The following is a 15,202-nucleotide window of genomic DNA, read 5'->3' as shown; positions in this document are numbered from 1 at the left end:
CGAACGAGCGGCCCAGGCGCGTAACCGGCGGCTGGTGTGATTTCCGGCGAGATCATTGCCCGCCTCGGCGCCTTTGTCGCGATATTCGCTTCAATGGCGATATATGAACTCTGGTCGCCGCGACTTGAAAGATCGGAGATGGCCGGTGCCTTGAAATCGCGCCGCTGGGTGACCAATCTCTCCATCCTTCTCGTCTCTTCGATGGTGCTGCGTATTATTTTCCCGGCGGCGGCCGTAGGAGCAGCATTATGGGCCGAGACGAAAGGCTGGGGACTGTTCCGCATCATCGGCATGGAACCGATCGTTGCCGGCATTCTCTCCTTCGTCATTCTTGATTTCGCAGTCTGGCTGGAGCATGTCGCCAGCCACAAGATCCCGCTGCTCTGGCGCATTCATCGGGTGCATCATGCCGACAACGGCTTCGATCTCACCACCGGCTTGCGCTTCCATCCCGTCGAGATCCTGCTCTCCATGTTCTGGAAGGCCGGCATAGTCGTCCTTCTTGGCGCTCCGGCGCTTTCGGTGCTCGTTTTCGAAATCGTGCTCAACGGCACATCCATGTTCAGCCATTCCAACGTCGCGATATCCAAGCGTTTCGACTCCCTGCTGCGGAGGGTTTTCGTGACCCCGGACATGCACCGGGTGCATCATTCCAGCATGCATCGCGAGACCGATTCCAATTACGGCTTCAATTTTTCTTTCTGGGACCGGCTTTTTGGCACTTATGTGCCGCAGCCGAAACTCGGCCATGAGGGGATGGAGATCGGCCTGGCGCAATATCGCGGAAGCTATGCCGCCGGTCTTTTCTGGGCCCTGAAGCTGCCCTTCACTTCCCTGCGTCGCTCCGATCAGTAGAAGCTTATTGGGAAATAGCGCAGATACAGTTCAGCGAAGACGCCCTTGCTGTCGATCTGCTGCAGGGCATAGTCGAGAGCTTCCGCCAGCTCAGGATTGTCGCGTGAAACGGCTATTGCGAGGCCCTGCCCGAGATATTCGGGAGCAAGATAAGGACCGCCCGCAAAGATGCAGCAATTGAGGGATTGCTCGTCCGCCAGCCAGAAGCCCAGCCGCATGCCGTCACCGAAAACGGCATCGAGCTTGTCCTCTTTCAGGTCGTCAAGGAGCCATTCCGAGCGTGTATAGGTAACGACCCGGACTTCAGGAAAAAGATCGCGCAGCATCGCTTCGTGAGCGGAATTAGCCAATACGCCGACGCGTTTTTCCGCAAGCCTTTTCGGCAATGGTTCGGAAAACGGCTTTGCCCTCCGTGTGATGAAACGCGCGGGAAATCTCAGATAACTGCGCGAAAAGGCATATTGCCGGCGCGATGCATCCGTTACGGCCAAGCCAGCCAGGACGGCCTCTCCCTGCTCTTCCTCCAGTGCGCCGGCAAGTTCCTCCCATGGCAGTGCCTGAATCTGACAGCGGTCTTCGATCTCCAGCTCCGTGCAGATCGCTCTTGCGAGATCGATATTGAAACCGGAGAGCCGGCCGTTCCAGTCCAGGAAATTGAATGGTGGAAAATCCACGGTGGTCAGGAAACGCAGCCGCGCGAGGGTCGACATGTCAGGCTTGATGAGCCGTTCCCGCGCGTCCCAAAAACCGGGGATCGTAGGCGCGGCAGCAAGGGTGAGCGTGCCGGCGCTGATCGTCACCATGGCTGCAATCGCTATCGCGGCTATCCGCACTGGTACCTCCGACCGATCCCGGTGCATCGCCTATATCGCGACGCTGAAAAAATGCAATCGACGCTGGCTCCCTGGTGAATAGTCCGAATAGCTATTGCCGCCCGTGCTGACGGGCAGTCCAAGATTTTTTTATAATTGACGAGCCTCTCCTTGCCCGACAAATTTCGCCCGGCACAGGGGAATGCTGTTTGGAAGCTTTGGGTCCGAGCAGCATGGTTAGGGGAGATCATGATGGCCTTCGAGCCATATCGGTTTCATCGCACTGTTTGCGAAGTTCTTTCCGAAGCGGCTGCAACTGATCGCCTTTACTGATGGTATTGGTTGAGCAAGAGAGCCGCAGGATCGGCGGTGTTTCTGGCATTGTTGCGCCTCGCAGGGCGGCACCGGCAGTTGGTGCCGGCATTTGGGCCTCTCTGGAAGAATGGCAGCCGATCTTGAACCGCCTCTCCGTCTCATGTGACGATGCAAGGGCCATAGCGGCCCATGCCGAAGTCGCCGGCACATCCTTTCATGCGGAGTTGCTTGCGGCCGGTCTGGTCGGCGAGCGCGATCTTTTTCGCGAGGCCGCATCGGAACTTGGTTTGCCCTTTCTTCACGAGGTCGATCCGGAAAAACTCATTGTGGACGAAAGAGCCTGTTTGGCCGCTTTGCGGCGACACAGCGGCATGCCGTTCGCCATCATGCTGGAAGCGCCCGAACGCAACGCCTTCCTGCTTACGCCGGACGGCTTTCAGATCGGGCAGTTGCGAAGTTTTCTCCAACGTTGCCCCGACGAGCGGGCCCGATTGCGAATTACCCCGCCAAGCGCCTTGCGCCAGGCCCTGATTGCCCGCAGCCGGCCGGCACTTGCGCGCATGGCGAAAGATCGGCTCTTCAATTCCATTCCCCAGTTTTCGGCGCGTTACGTCGTCAATGCATGGCAGGGCGCAGTGCTTGGCATGGCTTTGATCGGCCTGCCGACCTGCTTCCTTCTATTCCCGACGACGACAACGCTCTTGCTGCATAGCTGCTCGTCGCTCCTATTCCTTGCTTGTGTCGTGTTGCGGCTTGCAGCGAGCGCAAGCGCCAAACCTCTGCGGTTGCCACCCCTCAAAGCCACGCCTCCGTCAGAAATGCCTACCTATACGGTGCTCGTGGCACTCTACAAGGAAGCGGAGATCGTTCCCGACCTGATCACTGCACTGTCCAGGCTCGTATGGCCGCGTGGCAAGCTGGAGATCAAGCTGGTTTGCGAGGCAGATGATGCCGAGACCCTTGCCGCGATCCGATCGCAGACGCTTGGGTCTTATATGGAGGTGATCGAAGTTCCTCCCGGAGGGCCGCGGACCAAGCCGAAGGCACTGTCCTACGCTCTACCGATGACGAGTGGTGAATATGTTGTCCTCTATGATGCCGAGGACAGACCGCATCCTTTCCAGCTGATCGAAGCCTGGCAGCGGTTCCAGTCGGAAGGCGCCGAACTCGCCTGTCTCCAGGCGCCGCTCGTGATCTCAAACCGCAGGGAGAGTATGATCGCGGCGATGTTCGGGCTCGAATATGCGGGCCTCTTCAGAGGCATGCTGCCATGGCTTGCGCGCAGGAACCTCGTCCTGCCGCTTGGTGGCACTTCGAACCATTTTCTCCGCAGCGTACTTGAAAATGTCGGCGGCTGGGATCCGTGCAATGTCACGGAGGATGCCGATCTCGGCCTGCGGCTCAAACGCTTCGGCTATCGCGTGGGTACAATCCACTACCCGACCTATGAAGATGCGCCGACCGATATTCGCACATGGCTGCCGCAGCGCACCCGGTGGCTGAAAGGCTGGATGCAAACCTGGTTTGTGCATATGCGCGACCCGGCCATGCTGGCTCGGGATCTGGGGCCGTTTTCATTTATTGTCGCGCAGATACTGACTGCCGGCATGATAGTTTCGGCGCTGATCCATCCGGTATTCCTGGCTACGGTATTTCTGGTCGTTGGCCGTCTTGTCCTCGGAATGGACCTCTCGGCCACCCATTCCGCCCTGCTCGTCATCGACAGCATCAATATCTCCTGCGGCTATACGGCCTTCTTGGTCCTCGGCTGGCGGACGCTCGGACGGGCGGAGCGCAAGGGCTTTTGGAAGCTGGTCCCTTTCACGGCCATCTACTGGATGCTGATTTCAGTGGCGGCATGGCAAGCGCTCTGGCAACTTTATCGGCGGCCGCACCATTGGGCCAAGACTCCACACTGGCCGAGCCGCCGGTTGCACCCCGCCATCAATCGAGGAAATCCGGGCCCGAGCCGATGATCCGCTCGTCCTCGGCCCCGATGGCCTCCGTGTCACGCCCGGCATAGGGCACGCTGACCAGGATGCGGCGCATTACGGCCAGGCGGGCACGGCGTTTGTCATTGGCGCGCACAATGGTCCAGGGCGCATAGTCGGTGTGCGTCCGCTCGATCATGAGGTCGCGCATCTTTGTGTAGTCATCCCATTTCGCCATGCCGGCAATGTCCATTGGTGAGAATTTCCAGTGTTTCAACAGGCTGTGGCGGCGATCGTGAAAGCGCTTCAACTGTGTCTCGCGCCCGATGTTCAGCCAGAATTTGAACAAATGAATGCCGTCCATGACGATCGACTGCTCGAAACGGGGTGCTTCCGCCAGAAATTGCTCATGCTGTTCCGGCGTGCAGAAACCCATGACGGGTTCCACAACTCCGCGATTGTACCACGAGCGATCGAAGGTCACGAATTCGCTCCGGGTCGGAAAATGTGTCACATAACGTTGGAAGTACCATTGCCCGGCTTCCGCCTCCGTAGGTTTCGGCAGCGCGACATTACGTGCTGTGCGAGGATTCATGTATTTGCGCACGCGCTGGATCGTGCCGCCCTTGCCGGCCGCATCGCGCCCCTCGAAAAGGGCCATTACGCGTGCGCCGGTCGCCTGCATCCAGGTCTGCATCTTGACCAGTTCGATCTGCAGCTTCTCAAGCGATTCTTCGTATTCCTTGCGTTTCAGCTTCTTCTCGTAAGGAAAGCCGCCGGCGGTGATGACTTTTGCCTCGACCCATTCCGGCAAACGCGGATCGTCAATGTCGAAGGTGTGCTCGACACCGTCTATGTTCATCTTCATTGGGCCGACTTCGGCGCTGGACGACTTTTCCAAAGGCTTGTTCATAAACTCGTTCCTCTGTGGAGATAGCAAGGCATGCTATTGAGTGCTTCGAGCGCGGTCCAGATATTCCGGCAGAGGTGCATGGATGAGCAGTGCTGACGAACAGGAAGCAGGCTTCGGCGGCAGAGTGCTCGCGCGCCTCGTCAAGCGCTGGCGCTCGCCTCCGGCGGGGTCGGAACGCCTCGTATCGTCGGAGGCACCGACCGCCCTCGATCGGCTTCCGGCAGTCGAGCTTGCTGCCGCCGTGCCGGATCCTCTTTTCATATTCGACGGTGAAGGCACGGTGCTGTTCGCCAATGGAGCCGCCAACGATGCCTTCGGGCCTTCCCTGCCCGGCGTTTCCCTGCAGCTCAAGTTCCGTGCACCGGAAATGCACGAACTTATCCGGCAGATCCTCGAACGCGAAGAAGGACCCGGAACGATCGACTATTCCGAACGGGTCCCCATCGAACGCGTCTATCGCGTCTCCGCAACGCCGATCGGTCATGCGCCTGGGCTCAACATGCTCCTTTTTAAGGATCAGAGCGAAGCCCGTCGCATAGATCGAATGCGCGCCGACTTCATCGCCAATGCCAGCCACGAATTGAGGACCCCTCTCGCTTCCATTGCCGGCTTCATCGAGACGCTGCGCGGGCCAGCACGTGACGACCCTGCGGCGCGGGAGAACTTTCTGCAGATCATGCAGAATCAGACTTCGCGCATGGCGCGGCTGATCGATGATCTACTTTCGCTCTCACGCCTCGAGATGAAGCCTTATTTGCGGCCAAGCGAAAAGGTCGATATCCGACAGTTGGTCGGCAGCGTGATCGACGCCATGACCCATCTGGCCGCCGAAACAGGTGTGACCATCGAGCGTGACATGCCCGATACTCCCGTCGAAGTTGCCGGCAATCGGGACGAACTGGTGCAGGTCTTCGAGAACCTGATCGAGAACGCCTGCAAATATGGCAGCTCCGGCGGCAAGGTCATCGTCATGGTCAAGGGCGGAGAAACCGGGGAGTCTGCGGTTTCGGTGCGGGATTTCGGACCCGGGATTGCGGAAGAGCATATTCCCCGCGTCACCGAGCGCTTCTATCGTGTTGATGTTGAAACGAGCCGTGCACAGAAGGGTACCGGATTGGGGCTCGCCATCGTCAAGCATATCCTGACCCGGCATGGTGCGCGCCTATCCATAAGGTCGAAACTGGGCGAGGGCGCCGAGTTCATGGTCCATTTCCCGGCTCCTTGACCTGGCCTTTCGGCAAAAGGTCTGACGGGCTTTCTTTTTCTCGTCATCCGGCTAGCCTATTGAAAAGACGGACAGGCGCTTCGCTGGAAGAAACGATTCTCGAAATGCAGACGCAACACATCATGCGTTCCTTTGACGAGGAACTGAAATTTCTGGCCAATCAGATCGCCGGAATGGGCGGTCACGCCGAACGCATGGTGGAGCAGGCTGTCACGGCTCTCGTTAATTCGGATACAGGATTGGCGGCGAAGGTCGTTGCCGACGACGCCTTCCTGGATGAAAAGCAGCGCGAGATCGATGAAAAGGCTGTCATTGTCATAGCCAGGAGACAGCCAATGGCGGGAGATCTGCGCGAGATCGTCGGCGCGATCCGCATCTCCGCCGATCTCGAAAGGGTGGGTGATCTAGGCAAGAATATCGCAAAACGTGTTTCGGCAGTGTCCGAAACGAGGCAGCCGGTGCGGCTATTTCGCGGTCTCGAGGCGCTATCCGATCTGGCGCTGACGCAGCTCAAAGGCGTTCTGGATGTTTACGCGACCCGGTCAGCAGACAAGATCGCCCTGGTTCGCGATCGTGATAACCAGATCGACGCCATGTATACGTCGCTGTTCCGCGAACTCCTGACCTATATGATGGAGGATCCGCGCAATATCACCGCCTGTACACATCTGCTCTTCTGCGCGAAAAATATAGAGCGCATAGGCGACCATGCGACCAATATCGCGGAGACGGTCTTTCACATTGTAACGGGCGCCCAGATGCCGGTGGAGCGTCCAAAGGAAGACAAAAGCCACCGGGTGACGGTCGACAACCCCGATAACAACGGGCGATAGCGCGGAAAGCTGGTATGCAAGCCTCAGCGGTTGCGTCGCCGTTCCGCTGCCGGCTGATAAGCGATCCTGGAGTGATAGGCACAGTAGGGGCCGGTTTCGCCCGCATCATTGCCACAGAAGCTGAAATCTTCCGACAAGGGATCGCCGTTGGGCCATTTGCACGTCCGCTCGGTCAACTCCACCAGCTTCAGGTCACGCGATATGGGCACGACAACATCCTCGACGGGCCGAAGATATTGGCGGGTGACCGGCTCGGCGGCGTCGAACTGGGCCTGTAGGGCAGTTGCGCCGACCGAGGCAGTGACCGGCCTGCTCGGACGAGGCGAGCGGACGGGTGCGTTCGAATGGGAAGACTTTTTCTGCCGTGGCGGAGAACTCGTCGCGCGGCCCCGGCTCGAAAGCTTCAGCCTATGAACCTTGCCGATGACGGCATTACGGCTGACACCGCCCAATTGTGCCGCAATCTGGCTGGCGCTCAGACCTTCGGCCCATAGCTTCTTCAGTGTTTCGACGCGTTCGTCAGTCCAGTTCATGATGGACACGCTCCTCGGTCAGCGCACGGACCCAGAATCGCTTCACTGCCCGGCACAAGCCGGGTAGGCACCACATATACATGGGTGAAATGGTCCGCCGCACGAAATATAGTCGTTCTTGATCTCAAAACTACCTTATCGGTTGACTCCGTGACAAGAGTCCTTGGCGGATGCTGAATCCGTTTTTTCGGTTTTCCCCAACTTGGGCCGTTGCTGTCGTGAAACTGCCGCTTGCGCTCTTCCCTCGGGGAAGGGCGTTTGCCGGCCGTTGACTTCCCCGGGGAAAGAACTGATATAAGTAGCGCTCCGCCGCCCCTTGGGCGGCTTTTTGATTTCATCGCCCGGCGGGGAGGCGTCATCCACCCGAAGGGCTTCCGGAGACTTCTTGGATGAGCAGTTCGGCGCTTTATCAGACATTTGCGCGTATTCCCCTCGCTTTCGATCACGGTGAGGGGTCGTGGCTGGTGACGACCGATGGCGCGCGATATCTCGATTTTGCCGCCGGCATCGCCGTGAACTCGCTGGGTCATGCCCATCCGCATCTTGTCGCCGCGCTGACCGAGCAGGCGGCCAAGCTGTGGCATATCTCCAATCTCTACGAGATCCCGGGCCAGCGCCGCCTCGGCGAGCGTCTCGTGGCAAGCACTTTTGCCGACAAGGTGTTCTTCACCAATTCGGGTGCCGAGGCGCTGGAATGCGCCATCAAGACGGCGCGTCGCTATCATTTCGTCAGCGGCAACCCGGAACGCTATCGCATCATTACCTTCGAAGGCGCTTTCCACGGTCGCACGTTGGCTACGATCGCCGCCGGCGGGCAGGCGAAGTACCTCGAGGGCTTCGGTCCGAAGGTCGAAGGCTTCGATCAGGTTCCTTTCAATGATCTCGAGGCGGCCAGAAACGCCATAACCTCAGAGACCGCCGCGATCTTGGTCGAGCCGATCCAGGGCGAAGGCGGCATTCGCGCCTTTCCCCTCCAGAGTCTCAAGCGTTTGCGCGAGATTTGCGACGATCACGGCATCCTCCTGCTTCTCGACGAGGTACAATGCGGGATCGGGCGCACAGGCAAGCTTTTTGCTCATGAATGGGCGGAGATCACGCCGGATGTCATGGCGATCGCCAAGGGCATTGGCGGAGGCTTTCCGATGGGGGCCTGCCTGGCGACCGACGAGGCAGCCAAGGGCATGACGGCTGGTGTGCACGGCACGACCTTCGGCGGCAATCCGCTTGCCATGGCGGTCGGCAATGCGGTGCTCGATGTGGTGCTCGAGGACGGCTTTCTGGAAGAAATTTCACGCAAGGGTCTGATGCTCAAGCAGGGATTGGCCTCGGTCGCAGACGAATTTCCTGATGTGTTGGAGGAAATTCGCGGAACGGGCCTGATGCTGGGCCTGAAATGCAAGGGGTCGAACGCCGCTCTGCAGACGGCGATGCGCGACCAAAAGCTGCTGAGCGTGACGGCAGGCGACAATGTCGTGCGCCTCCTGCCGCCGCTGACCGTAAGCGATGAGGAAATCCGCGATGCGCTCGGGCGCATCCGCGCGGCGGCCATGACCTTGTCGACTGAAACTGTAGGGGCCTAGGGCAGAACCATGGGAACCGGGCCGCGTCATTTCATCGATTTGTCGACCGTTTCAGCCGCCGATCTGCGGCGCATTCTGGATGATGCGCGCGACCGCAAGAGGGCGTTGAAGAACGGAACGGCGGAAAAGCCCTTCGCCGGCAAGGTGCTGGCGATGATTTTCGAAAAACCGTCAACCCGCACTCGTGTATCCTTCGATGTTGCCATGAGGCAACTCGGGGGCGAGACGATCATGCTGACCGGAACCGAGATGCAACTCGGACGCAGCGAGACCATCGCTGACACGGCGAAGGTCCTGTCGCGCTATGTCGATGCCATAATGATCCGCACAACCCAGCATGACCGGCTTCTGGAACTGGCCGAGCACGCCACTGTCCCGGTCATCAACGGGCTGACCGACGATACCCATCCATGTCAGATCATGGCCGATCTGATGACTTTCGAAGAGCATCGCGGCAGTCTCAAGGACCGCATCTTCGCCTGGAGCGGTGACGGCAACAATGTGTTGCATTCGCTTGTTGAGGCGTCGGGCCGCTTCGGTTTCCGCCTCAATGTGGCGACGCCTGAAGGCAGCGAACCGAACGCACGCTTTGTCGAATGGGCCGGCAGGAATGGCGGCTGTGTCACGCTGATGCGCTCTCCCGAGGAGGCTGTGCGCGACGCCGACTGCGTCGTCACGGATACCTGGGTCTCCATGGGACAGGAGCATCGGGCCCGTGGCCACAATGTCTTTATGCCCTATCAGGTGAATGCCGCTTTGATGAGCCACGCCAAACCGGATGCGCTGTTCATGCATTGCCTGCCGGCGCACAGGGGTGAGGAGGTCACGGACGAGGTCATCGACGGGCCGCATTCCGTGGTCTTCGACGAGGCGGAAAATCGACTGCACGCGCAAAAGGCCGTGCTGGCTTGGTGCCTGGGCCATTGAGCACAAGCGATCGCACATTGGGCGAATTCGGCTTCGCCGGCGACGACCATGTGGTGCCTTTCGAGGTGGATGTCCTGGATGTGCGAGGCCGCGCCGTGCAACTCGGGCCTATGCTCGACCAGATCCTCGATCGGCATGGCTATCCGGAGCCGGTATCCCGGCTTCTGGCCGAGATCATCGTCCTGACGGTGCTGCTCGGTACGTCGCTGAAGTTTCAAGGCAAGTTCATCGTCCAGACCCGTTCGGACGGCCCAGTCGACATGCTGGTGGCCGACTTCGCCACGCCGAGTTCGGTCAGGGCCTATGCCCGCTTCGACGAGGAGAAGCTTGCGGAGGCAGTCGGGCAGGGACGGGACGCGCCCGAAGACCTTCTGGGCACGGGCATCCTCGCCCTGACGATCGACCAAGGCGCCCATACCCAGCGCTATCAGGGGATTGTCCAGCTCGACGGCTCGACGCTCGAGGATATCGCGCGGCTTTATTTCCGACAGTCCGAGCAGATCCCGACAGAGGTGCGGCTCGGGGTCGCCAGGATGGTGGTGCCGGGCGAAAACGGCGGACGCGAGCTCTGGCGCGCCGGAGGGCTCTTGATACAGTTTCTGCCGGATTCCCCGGAGCGCCGTCGCGTGCCGGACTTGCACGGCGGTGACGGCGATACCGGGAACGGTGAGGATCATCCAACGGACAATGCCTGGCAGGAGGCATTAGCGCTGCTTTCGACCATCGACCAGACGGAACTTGTTGACTCTTCGGTAGGCACCGAGCGACTGCTTTACCGCCTCTTTCACGAACAGGGCGTGCGTGTCTTCGACAGCAATCCGGTCATCGACAATTGCTCCTGCTCGCGCGAGCGGATCAAGGCGATCCTTGACGGCTTCACCGCCGAGGAAATCGAGGAAAGCACCGAAAACGGCAAGATCCACGTGAATTGCGAATTCTGCTCGAAGGAATATGAGTTCGATCCCTCGGAATTCGCCTGACAGCCATATGCCCGTTCAATTGACGGAACGCGAAGTTCCCGGAATGTCGAGCGAGAAGGCGGGTATGTCTATTTCGAATTCCATTCCACGTGCATTACGCATGGTGTAACGGCCGACCATGATGCCGGACGGCGTCGAAAGCGGGCATCCCGACGTGTACTGGAAACTGTCTCCGGGATCGAGTTCCGGCTGCTCGCCGACGACTCCTGGCCCCTGAACCTCTTCCACGCGGCCAAGTCCGTCAGTGATATGCCAGTACCGCGACACCAGCTTGACGAACTCGTCTGAATTGTTCGCAATGGTTATGCGGTAGGCCCAGACATAGTGGTTCTCGGTCGGATCCGAACGGTCTTCGAGATAGAAGGGCTCGACCAGCACTTCTATACCATGTGTGACCGCGCGATACATTGATACGTCCTGCCGCATTCGTGGGATACGCCCAAGAAAACTTGTTCCTTGTGCGGCTGCCGGTCAAGATGCATGTGTCGTCCATTGACCATCCAAGGGAAGCCCAATCATGCTGGACGGCTGGGTACGATCAAGGATCGATCCGGCGCTTTCGATGATCGCGCAGCCGATTGCGCGCGCCGGCATATCGGCGAATGCCGTGACGCTTGCCGGCTTCGCGGTCGGTATGGCTGCGGCATTGGCCATTGCATTCGGGCAGTTCTGGCCTGGTCTCGTGCTCCTGCTCCTGAGCAGGCTGGCTGATGGTCTTGACGGCATGGTGGCGAAGATCAATGGCCGAACCGACACCGGCGGCTATCTCGATATCGTGCTCGACTTCGCCTTTTACGGCGCCGTACCGCTTGGCTTCATATTTGCTGATCCGGCGGCGAATGCCGTCGCAGGCGGCGTGCTTCTTTGTTCCTTCTACGTGAACGGGTCGAGCTTTCTCGCCTATGCGATCATGGCGGAAAAACGCGGCATGACGAGCGAGGCGAGAGGGCCGAAATCACTGTTCTTCACGACGGGACTGACCGAGGCGACGGAAACCATCGCCTTTTTCGCCGCCTTCTGCCTGTTTCCTGGTTGGTTCCCGGCGCTTGCCTATATCTTTGCCGCGCTGACCTTCTACACGGCTCTGTCACGCATCGTGCTTGCCTGGCGTATCTTCTCCTGAATCAGGCAGCCTTTTCGAGCGCCCGGTCGATATCGGCGATCAGATCGCCGGTGTCTTCGAGGCCGGCGGACAGCCTCAGTGTCCCGGGATTGATGCCGAGTTCCGCACGGGCTTCCTCCGACAGGTTCTTGTGTGTCGTCGTCGCCGGATGCGTAATGAGGCTCTTTGAATCGCCGAGATTGTTGGAAATCCGGACGATTTCCAGGGCGTTCTGGAAAGTAAAGGCGGATTTCTTGCCGCCCTTGAGCTCGATACAGACCAGCGTCGAGCCTCCTTTCATCTGCCTTTTGATGATATCGGCCTGCGGATGGTCCTCCCGGCCGGGATAGATGACGCGAGCAACCGCAGGATGGCCGGCCAGGTGATCGGCGATCCGTGCTGCGCTTTCGCTCTGCTGGCGCACCCGCAGGGGCAGTGTTTCCAGACCCTTCAGGAGTGTCCAGGCATTGAACGGAGAAAGGCTCGGTCCGGTATGGCGGAAATAGTCGTGCAGATGCTCATCGATCCAGGCCTTGTCGGATAGCACGACGCCTCCGAGACAGCGGCCCTGCCCATCGATATGCTTGGTCGCGGAATAGACGACCACATGGGCGCCGAGCTCGAGCGGGCTCTGCAGAAGAGGCGTGGCAAAGACATTGTCGACCACCACACGTGCGCCGATGGAATTGGCGATCGCGGCAACGGCAGCGATGTCGATGACCTCGAGCGTCGGATTGGTCGGGCTTTCGAAGAAGAAAAGCCTGGTGTTCGGCCGCACCGCTTGTTCCCATTCCTCGATCTTCGTGCCGTCGATCAGCGTCGTCTCGATGCCGTATTTCGGTATGAGCTTCTCGATGATCCACCGGCAGGRGCCGAAGAGCGCACGCGCCGCGACCACATGGTCTCCGGCCTGCAGGGAGCAAAGCAGGGCAGCGGCGACGGCGGCCAKGCCGGRAGSCATTGCGCGGGCATCCTCGGCTCCTTCGAGGGCGCACATGCGCTTTTCGAACATGTCGACGGTTGGATTGGCGTAGCGCGAGTAGATGAAGCCGGGCTCCTCGCCCTTGAAGCGTGCTTCGGCGGCTTCCGCGCTGTCATAGACGAAGCCCTGAGTCAGATAGATCGCTTCGGATGTCTCACCGAATTCCGATCGCAATGTGCCTTTGTGCACGAGCCTCGTTTGCGGTTGCCAGCTTTCTCCAGAATTCTCGCTCATCATCTTTGTCCAACAAAAAAACCGGCCGCGAAAGCCGCAAGCCGGTTTTGCATTCGGCCCTTTAGCGACTTGTTTAACGTGGCTGCAAGCCGACCGGCCAAATCACCACGGGATAAAGGTTCCTTTAGACCCGCGTTCGGCTTGCGTCAATCGACGGCTTCATTAAACCTGCCTGTCCGGGAAATTGCCTCGGCGTCAAAGGCAGAGGAACAGGCTTGCGCGAAACGGGAATTCTGCCCGACAAGGATATCAGGGCGCTTTTCGACAAGGGATCGCTCCGCGCGGAGCGCGCCTTGGTGAGCGGACAGGTCCAGCCAGCCAGCCTGGACCTGCGTCTCGGCGCGGTTGCCTACCGTGTCCGTGCCAGTTTCCTGCCGGGTCCAGGCCACCGCGTCTCCGAGAAACTCGACCGTCTGAAGCTTCACGAGATCGACCTGGCAGGTGGTGCGGTTCTCGAGACCGGCTGCGTGTATGTCGTGCCGCTGCTGGAAAACCTGGATCTTCCGAACCGCATCTCTGCTTCTGCCAACCCGAAGAGTTCGACTGGCCGGCTGGACATTTTTACCCGCGTGATGACGGATTACGGACAGGAATTCGACAAGATCCCTGCCGGCTATTCGGGTCCGCTCTATATGGAGGTCAGTCCGCGCACCTTCCCGATTGTCGTACGTACCGGCTCGCGTCTGTCACAGATCCGTTTCCGCATCGGAAATGCGCAACTCGGTGAGAAGGAACTGAATGAACTCCATGTGCGCGAGACTCTCGTCGCCGCCGAGAAGCCTAACATCACCGGCGGCGGCATTGCGCTGTCGATCGATCTGAGGGGTGGTGAGCAAGGGCTTGTTGGCTACCGCGCCAAGCATCATACGAGCCTGATCGACGTCGACAAACCTGCCGCTTATGCCATTCACGATTTCTGGGAGCCGCTATATAACCACGGCAGCCGCGATCTGGTGCTCGATCCGGACGAGTTTTATATCTTGGTTTCGCGGGAGGCGGTGCATGTCCCGCCCGCCTATGCGGCGGAAATGACGCCGTTCGATCCGCTTGTCGGTGAGTTCCGTGTGCACTATGCCGGCTTCTTCGATCCGGGTTTCGGCCATTCGTCGGCAGGGGGGCAAGGAAGTCGCGCCGTGCTGGAAGTACGCAGCCATGAAGTGCCCTTCATCCTCGAGCACGGCCAGATCGTCGGCCGCTTGGTCTATGAATATATGTGCTCCCGCCCGGAGGCACTCTACGGAGCCGAACTAAAATCCAATTACCAGGGCCAGGCGCTTAAGCTCTCGAAGCACTTCAGGCCTTGATCATTGGACGGTCAATCGGATCCCATCGGCTTTCTGTCCTTCCTCCTTCTTCATGCCAGACCGAGGAAGGAGAAGATCGCCAGCACGACCACGATAAGACCGATGAGATAGATGATGCTGTTCATCGAAATGCTCCTTTGCCGTGACCGAACCGGGCCCTCGGCAAAAAGTTCCTCTCAGCAAGAGTGGGCCGGGGCGTGTCCCGGTGCACAACACGCTTGACAGCGCGTGCTCCGGTCGCGAATTAATGAGGTCGTTGCGGGTGTAGTTCAGTGGTAGAACGCAAGCTTCCCAAGCTTGATGTCGTGGGTTCGATCCCCATCGCCCGCTCCAGTATTTTCGATGACTTAGATATAGTCAGCGGTGTCTGATGCTGAGAGTTTTGCAGCCTGTTTTACGGGTTAAGTTCGCTTTCAAGGTCAGCACCCATGCCGAAACGGACGTGCCGTTCCTGATCTGAATGATCTCTACATCATCCAATTGCTGGTGGATTGCTTTTCGCCTATCCTTGACCAAACGATAAAAAAGCGGAATTCCACCGCGTCACAAGAAACCATTCAGAGGGTCAATTAATGTCGAGCTTTTCTTCACGTTCCGCAATGTTTCCAATTTCCCGCCGTCGCCTGCTGCAGGCTGGCGGCGGTGAGCGGTTTTCCGCGCCGGCTTCTGGCTGCCG

At 59.3% G+C, this 15,202-nt stretch carries 14 protein-coding genes, 1 tRNA gene and 1 riboswitch; of the genes, 10 read left to right on the top strand and 5 right to left on the bottom strand.

Annotated features, from left to right (window positions below; translation table 11 throughout):
- Positions 1-93: 93 nt before the first annotated feature.
- Positions 94-855, top strand: coding sequence for a sterol desaturase family protein (locus L598_RS02775; RefSeq protein WP_144860083.1), 762 nt, complete (start codon positions 94-96; stop codon positions 853-855).
- Here L598_RS02775 and L598_RS02770 read toward each other — a convergent pair.
- Entirely contained in the window at positions 849-1,658 is an 810-nt protein-coding gene (locus tag L598_RS02770; RefSeq protein WP_144860172.1) for a transporter substrate-binding domain-containing protein, read from the bottom strand. The two genes, L598_RS02775 and L598_RS02770, sit on opposite strands and share 7 nt — an antisense overlap.
- Before the next feature lie 464 nt (positions 1,659-2,122).
- Here L598_RS02770 and L598_RS02765 point away from each other — a divergent pair, with 464 nt between their 5' ends.
- Positions 2,123-3,958 carry a glycosyltransferase gene (locus tag L598_RS02765; RefSeq protein ID WP_246658601.1) on the top strand — a complete coding sequence of 612 codons (1,836 nt, stop codon included), beginning with the start codon at positions 2,123-2,125 and terminating at the stop codon, positions 3,956-3,958.
- Here L598_RS02765 and ppk2 read toward each other — a convergent pair.
- On the bottom strand, positions 3,927-4,826 hold the full coding sequence (ppk2, locus tag L598_RS02760) for a polyphosphate kinase 2 (RefSeq protein ID WP_144860080.1): 900 nt from the start codon (positions 4,824-4,826) through the stop codon (positions 3,927-3,929). The genes L598_RS02765 and ppk2 overlap by 32 nt on opposite strands.
- Before the next feature lie 82 nt (positions 4,827-4,908).
- Here ppk2 and L598_RS02755 point away from each other — a divergent pair, with 82 nt between their 5' ends.
- Together L598_RS02755 and phoU are read left to right on the top strand one after the other, a co-directional pair.
- Positions 4,909-6,051, top strand: coding sequence for an ATP-binding protein (locus L598_RS02755; protein ID WP_144860077.1), 1,143 nt, complete (start codon positions 4,909-4,911; stop codon positions 6,049-6,051).
- A gap of 104 nt (positions 6,052-6,155) precedes the next feature.
- Positions 6,156-6,884: a phosphate signaling complex protein PhoU gene (phoU, locus tag L598_RS02750; protein ID WP_144860074.1), complete on the top strand. Its 729-nt coding sequence runs from the start codon at positions 6,156-6,158 to the stop codon at positions 6,882-6,884.
- 23 nt (positions 6,885-6,907) lie between these two features.
- On the opposite strand, the gene L598_RS02745 is transcribed toward phoU, so the two are convergent.
- Positions 6,908-7,417, bottom strand: coding sequence for a GcrA family cell cycle regulator (locus L598_RS02745; RefSeq protein WP_144860071.1), 510 nt, complete (start codon positions 7,415-7,417; stop codon positions 6,908-6,910).
- 389 nt (positions 7,418-7,806) lie between these two features.
- On the opposite strand from L598_RS02745, the gene L598_RS02740 reads away from it, so the two are divergent.
- From L598_RS02740 to L598_RS02730, 3 genes are read left to right on the top strand one after another with little or no spacing between them, the layout of a single operon-like run.
- A complete protein-coding gene (locus L598_RS02740; protein ID WP_144860068.1) occupies positions 7,807-8,997 on the top strand; it encodes an aspartate aminotransferase family protein in 1,191 nt (396 codons plus the stop codon).
- A 9-nt stretch (positions 8,998-9,006) separates the two neighbouring features.
- Positions 9,007-9,924, top strand: coding sequence for an ornithine carbamoyltransferase (gene argF / locus L598_RS02735; RefSeq protein WP_144860066.1), 918 nt, complete (start codon positions 9,007-9,009; stop codon positions 9,922-9,924).
- On the top strand, positions 9,921-10,904 hold the full coding sequence (locus tag L598_RS02730; RefSeq protein WP_246658600.1) for an Hsp33 family molecular chaperone: 984 nt from the start codon (positions 9,921-9,923) through the stop codon (positions 10,902-10,904). Before argF ends, L598_RS02730 begins: the two co-directional genes overlap by 4 nt.
- A 15-nt stretch (positions 10,905-10,919) precedes the next feature.
- On the opposite strand, the gene apaG is transcribed toward L598_RS02730, so the two are convergent.
- Positions 10,920-11,312, bottom strand: coding sequence for a Co2+/Mg2+ efflux protein ApaG (gene apaG / locus L598_RS02725; RefSeq protein WP_144860060.1), 393 nt, complete (start codon positions 11,310-11,312; stop codon positions 10,920-10,922).
- A 109-nt stretch (positions 11,313-11,421) separates the two neighbouring features.
- On the opposite strand from apaG, the gene L598_RS02720 reads away from it, so the two are divergent.
- A complete protein-coding gene (locus L598_RS02720) occupies positions 11,422-12,027 on the top strand; it encodes a CDP-alcohol phosphatidyltransferase family protein (protein WP_144860057.1) in 606 nt (201 codons plus the stop codon).
- A gap of 1 nt (position 12,028) precedes the next feature.
- Here the strand turns inward: L598_RS02720 and L598_RS02715 are convergent, their stop codons facing one another.
- Positions 12,029-13,222: an O-succinylhomoserine sulfhydrylase gene (locus tag L598_RS02715; RefSeq protein WP_144860054.1), complete on the bottom strand. Its 1,194-nt coding sequence runs from the start codon at positions 13,220-13,222 to the stop codon at positions 12,029-12,031.
- A 41-nt stretch (positions 13,223-13,263) separates the two neighbouring features.
- Positions 13,264-13,341, bottom strand: a riboswitch (SAM riboswitch).
- A gap of 96 nt (positions 13,342-13,437) precedes the next feature.
- On the opposite strand from L598_RS02715, the gene L598_RS02710 reads away from it, so the two are divergent.
- Entirely contained in the window at positions 13,438-14,526 is a 1,089-nt protein-coding gene (locus L598_RS02710) for a 2'-deoxycytidine 5'-triphosphate deaminase (protein WP_144860051.1), read from the top strand.
- Positions 14,527-14,784: 258 nt separating this feature from the next.
- A tRNA-Gly gene (locus L598_RS02705) sits at positions 14,785-14,859 on the top strand.
- Positions 14,860-15,202 lie beyond the last annotated feature (343 nt).

The organism is Mesorhizobium sp. J18 (assembly GCF_007829525.1).
Classification (GTDB): domain Bacteria; phylum Pseudomonadota; class Alphaproteobacteria; order Rhizobiales; family Rhizobiaceae; genus VLJP01.
The sequence above is the reverse complement of the archived record's forward strand: the minus strand, read 5'-3'. Positions and strand labels throughout refer to the sequence as shown.

Bases quoted from the DNA above. Each gene is read 5' to 3' on its own strand.
- L598_RS02745 (WP_144860071.1), bottom strand. From the start codon at position 7,417: ATGAACTGGACTGACGAACGCGTCGAAACACTGAAGAAGCTATGGGCC.
- L598_RS02720 (WP_144860057.1), top strand. From the start codon at position 11,422: ATGCTGGACGGCTGGGTACGATCAAGGATCGATCCGGCGCTTTCGATG.
- argF (WP_144860066.1), top strand. From the start codon at position 9,007: ATGGGAACCGGGCCGCGTCATTTCATCGATTTGTCGACCGTTTCAGCC.
- ppk2 (WP_144860080.1), bottom strand. From the start codon at position 4,826: ATGAACAAGCCTTTGGAAAAGTCGTCCAGCGCCGAAGTCGGCCCAATG.
- L598_RS02755 (WP_144860077.1), top strand. From the start codon at position 4,909: ATGAGCAGTGCTGACGAACAGGAAGCAGGCTTCGGCGGCAGAGTGCTC.
- L598_RS02770 (WP_144860172.1), bottom strand. From the start codon at position 1,658: ATGGTGACGATCAGCGCCGGCACGCTCACCCTTGCTGCCGCGCCTACG.
- L598_RS02740 (WP_144860068.1), top strand. From the start codon at position 7,807: ATGAGCAGTTCGGCGCTTTATCAGACATTTGCGCGTATTCCCCTCGCT.
- L598_RS02775 (WP_144860083.1), top strand. From the start codon at position 94: ATGGCGATATATGAACTCTGGTCGCCGCGACTTGAAAGATCGGAGATG.
- phoU (WP_144860074.1), top strand. From the start codon at position 6,156: ATGCAGACGCAACACATCATGCGTTCCTTTGACGAGGAACTGAAATTT.
- apaG (WP_144860060.1), bottom strand. From the start codon at position 11,312: ATGTATCGCGCGGTCACACATGGTATAGAAGTGCTGGTCGAGCCCTTC.